At 67.8% G+C, this 3,808-nt stretch carries 3 protein-coding genes; 1 reads left to right on the plus strand and 2 read right to left on the minus strand.

Going from position 1 to position 3,808, the window contains the following annotated elements:
* Positions 1 to 357: 357 nt before the first annotated feature.
* Together ACSDR0_RS49655 and ACSDR0_RS49660 are read right to left on the minus strand one after the other, a co-directional pair.
* The gene (locus ACSDR0_RS49655; RefSeq protein WP_435295969.1) at positions 358 to 1,287 is read right to left on the minus strand and encodes a tyrosine-type recombinase/integrase; all 930 of its coding nucleotides are present in this window, start codon (positions 1,285 to 1,287) and stop codon (positions 358 to 360) included.
* Between the two features lie 514 nt (positions 1,288 to 1,801).
* A complete protein-coding gene (locus ACSDR0_RS49660) occupies positions 1,802 to 2,479 on the minus strand; it encodes a hypothetical protein (RefSeq protein WP_435295970.1) in 678 nt (225 codons plus the stop codon).
* A gap of 121 nt (positions 2,480 to 2,600) precedes the next feature.
* Between ACSDR0_RS49660 and ACSDR0_RS49665 the strand changes: the two genes are divergently transcribed.
* Positions 2,601 to 3,593: a quinone oxidoreductase family protein gene (locus ACSDR0_RS49665; protein WP_435295971.1), complete on the plus strand. Its 993-nt coding sequence runs from the start codon at positions 2,601 to 2,603 to the stop codon at positions 3,591 to 3,593.
* Positions 3,594 to 3,808 lie beyond the last annotated feature (215 nt).

Below are 3,808 nucleotides of genomic sequence, written 5' to 3' on the forward strand. Positions count from 1 at the left end.
TGCGTAGTGCGAACTTTGGTCGGTTCAGCACGGCAACCTACGCTCGTTCTCTTTTACACCGCATCTCGGACGCGACCGGCGCGGAGGATGGGTCGTTTCAGCGATGATGGCGCCGTGGACGCTTTGGACATCATGGGTACTTTGATCACATTCCTGCACGCTCGCATTGACGAAGACGAGCAGGAGTGGCGCCATCCAAAACCGGAGCTGCGCTCGATTGCCGCAAACATGCTCGCCGACGTTGAGACCAGACGGCAGATGATCGGCCGTATCGCCGGCGGAGAACGAACTCCGCAGGGCTTGCTGACCTTACTGGGGGTGCCACCGGAATACGGCAGAAACGGGCCGCGGGCTGAGTTAGCGGCGTTCGCGGCGGCGTCGGGCGGCGCGGATCTCGGTGTCGGCGACGTCGTCGGCGAGCAGTGTGTACAGCTGGGTGGTTTCGGTCGAGGCGTGGCCGAGCCGTCGGCGGACGACCTCGATGGGCACCCCGGCGTTGATTAGTTCGGTGGCGTGGGCGTGCCGCAGTTGGTGGATCTCGATGTCGACTCCGGCCGCTTCGCAGTAGTACTCCCATCGGTGGTGGGCTGCGTCGTAGGACAGCGGTCCGCCGGTCCCGTTGATGCTGGCGCGGAATGCGGGGCCGAACCGGTAGTCGGCGCGGCCCAGGTAGAGCTTGAGGAGGGTGACGTAGCCGCGGTCGTCGAGGAGGACGGTGCGGACGGTGCCGCCTTTGCCGTGGATGCGGACGTGTTCGTCGTCCTGGCGGAGGTCGAAGTCGTCGAGGTCCAGGGTGCAGGCTTCGGCGGCGCGGGTTCCGCACACGTAGATCGTCTCGAATAGGACCCGGTCGCGGAGCCGGTCCAGCGGGACGTCCTTGCGCGGACGTCTGCTGCAGATCGAGTTGATGACCCTGGTGACGTCGGCGGCCGCGGCTGGCCGGGGCAGGTTCTTGGCCACCTTGATGGTGTCGATCTTGTCCATGGGGTTGGCGTCGAGCAGGTCGTGGCGCACGGCCCACTTGCACCAGGAGGCGACGGCGGCGCGCTTGCGCTTGCGGGTCGCGGCCGACAGGGCGCCGATCGCGGTGAGGAACTCCCGAATGGGCGGTGCGGTCAGCTCGGCGATCTGTCCGTCGCAGTGCGCGGTGAATTGGAGAAGGTCACCGCGGTAGGCGCGCAGGGTGTGCGGGGACGCGCCCGCGTTCCTCTGATCGGTGAGGAAGTCGTCGAGATGACGGGCGAGCGGATGCTCTTTCCCGAGGCGTTCGACGATCACCGGATCCACGTCTTTACCCTCCCGTGCACCGAGTTGCCAGATAACTGGAAATCGAACGGCCCGCCCCGGGAAGGCCCGCTCCCAGCTCACGATAGCCGCGTGATCTTGTTCTTGCCTGATAACGAAGGTTATCCCGCAACATCTGAGGTTCGTCCGGGAAGAGTGCAGCGGAAGCGGCCGACGACGATCGCGGGCTCACTGCTGCGCGGATCGAGGCCCCTCCTCCAGTGCGGGCGGTTCTTCGTCGACGAAGATGTGGCCGGGTCCGAGATGAACCTGCGGGCCTACAGCGTGCCAGCGGGTTCCTCCGGTTGTGGGCGGGCCACTCCCGCCCGAATGCATCGGCCTGCCGATGACCGGCATCGGTGACGGGAACGGGTTGCGGCTGGCCGTGTCCGTCGCGGATGGGAGTCGGGGAAGGGCCAGAACGTCCGCGCAGCGCTGAGGGTCGCCATGGCTCTCGGTTGGAGGTAGGCCCCCTCGCTCGGCGCGGTGGGGAGGTGGTGTCGGGGGCTTGGATGGTTCAGTTCGGGGCCGAAGCCGGGTCGGGGTCGGGGATGACGGTGTGCAGGCCGACGGCGAGTGCGGTCAGGAGCAGTTTCAGTCGTGGGGCGAAGGCGAAGGCGGCGTGGCCCCATTCGGGTACTTGCTGGTAGAGGGCGGCGAGGGTGGGTGTGGGGTGGGACACCTGCCACCCGTTGGCGGCCAGGGCGAGGGTGGCGGCGATGAGTCCTCGCAGCTGGTCGGGGGTCATCGAGCTGGCGCGGTTCAGGTCCTCCACGATCGCGTCGTAGGCGGCGAACGAGCGTGTCTTGTACTGGCGTGCGCGTTCCATGGCCACGTCGCCCTCTAGGGTCAGGGCGACGTGGGTGAGCAGGTCGCAGAACACCGGAAGGGCGATGATCATGTCGGTGACGACGCCGGCGACGTCTTCGGGCCCCAGGCCGGTGCGCTCGGCCACCTGTGCGGCGATCGCAGCCCGCCATTGGGCCCAGCCCTGTTCGGCGAGCTCGAGCAGGAGTTCCTCTCGGTTGGAGTAGTAGCGGCGCACTCCGGTGCGGTGCATGCCCGCGCGCTCGGTGACCGCCTGCACGGTGATGAACCGGACGCCGCCTAGCTCGGTGGCCAGCGCCTGCGCGGCTGTGAGCAGATCCTGCGACCGCTGTTCCTTGTCCTGGGCGGACCGTGCTCGTTCCTTCATACGACAACTATAACGCACACCATGATGCGTTAAGTGAATCTTCGTGCTAGGTTCCAGTTAACGCATCACGAGGTGCGCTAAATGGCGACGCGGATGTGTCGCATGTGGAGAGGACAGGTTCATGCAGGCAGTGCATGTCACCCGGTTCGGAGACCCGGCGGTCCTCAAACTGATCACCGATCTTGCGGACCCGGTCCCCGGGCCGGGAGAGGTCGCGATCGACGTCTCGCACGCTGCGGTCGGCCTGATCGACCTGTATCTGCGGCAGGGCCGGTACAAGGACCAGCCTGGTATGCCGCAGCCGCCGTTCGTGTCGGGCCTGGAGGTCGCCGGCACCGTGCGCGCGCTCGGTGAGAGCGTGACCGGCCTGAGTGTCGGGGAGCACGTGGTCGCTTTGTCCGCGGGTACCGGCACCGGCGGTTACGCCTCGGTCTACATCGCGAAGGCCGCGCTGTCCGTCTCGATCGAGGGACGCGGCATCGACCCGGCGCTGGCGGTGTCGGTGATCCCGAACGCCGCGATGGCGCACGTCGCGCTCACCCGGGTCGCGCACCTGGCCGAGGGGGACAGCGTTTTGGTGCACGGGGCGCTGGGCGGGCTGGCCGCCGGGTTCCCGGGCGTGGCCAAACAGCTCGGCGCCTCCCGCGTCGTGGGCACGGTCCTGCCGGGCAAACTGGCCGCCGGCCGGGCGAGCCGGCTGCCCTACGACCAGATCGTGGACTCCACGGAGCTGCTCGGTGTCCTGGGCGATGAGAAGTTCGACGTCGTGATCGACCCCGTCGGCGGGACGCTGCGCACCCGGAGCTTCGAGGTGATGCGGCCGGGCAGCCGCCTGATCGCGGCGGGCAACGCCTCGGACGACTGGGGCCACGAGGTGGACACCAACCAGCTGTGGTTCCGCAGCATCACCGTGTCCGGCTACAACGCCGGCGCGTTCCTGCCCGCCCACCCGCAAGCCGTTCCCGCCGCGCTCGCCTCGGCCGTCGAGGCGACCGCCGCCGGCCTGGCGCAGATCGACGTCGACGTACTGCCGTTCAGCCAGGCCGTCACCGCCCACCAGCGTATGGAGAGCCGTGAGGTCAACGGCCGCATCGCGCTCACCCCGGAGGCATGACCATGACCGCACTCGGACGCCTCGCGGAGCGCATGGCTCCGCTCCCGCCCGCCACGGCGTCCTCCTCCCGAATGTGTCCCCAGACATCCGAGCACGTTGTGGTGTCAAGTGACGACGGTGAGAGGAGGTGGAAACGCGATGGACTCGTCGTAGGTCCGGCGCGTTTTGAGGCAGTGATAGAGGCAGCCGATCAGACGGTTGAACAGGTGCCGCAG

The organism is Streptosporangium sp. G11, from assembly GCF_051192615.1.
Classification (GTDB): Bacteria; Actinomycetota; Actinomycetes; order Streptosporangiales; family Streptosporangiaceae; genus Streptosporangium.